A 300-nucleotide genomic window follows, 5' to 3' on the forward strand; every position below is an offset into this window, starting at 1 on the left:
TCTTTTGCTAGCCGCGTAGCTGCTAGCCTCTTAAATGCTATTGGCTTACCAGAGCTTATTGCCAATACCCAAGAAGAGTATGAGGCCCTGGCGATAGAGCTAGCTCAGAACCCTCAGAAACTGGCAGGTATTAAACAGACATTAGTTAACAACCGCTTAACCAAACCCCTATTTAATACGCCACTCTTTACTAAAAATCTTGAGGCTCTATATCTAAAAATGCATGAGCGTTATCAACAGAATCTAGAACCAGACCATATATCTATCGACTAAGCAGTGTTTTGGTGTGGTTAGATGTAT

1 pseudogene is annotated in these 300 nt (G+C 41.3%); it reads left to right on the forward strand.

Features of this window, described 5'->3' with window-relative positions:
- Positions 1-273, forward strand: a pseudogene (locus ICN21_RS01690) (hypothetical protein); the annotation flags it as partial.
- Positions 274-300: the final 27 nt, after the last annotated feature.

It is taken from the genome of Polynucleobacter sp. AP-Feld-500C-C5 (genome assembly GCF_018882265.1).
Lineage (GTDB): Bacteria > Pseudomonadota > Gammaproteobacteria > Burkholderiales > Burkholderiaceae > Polynucleobacter.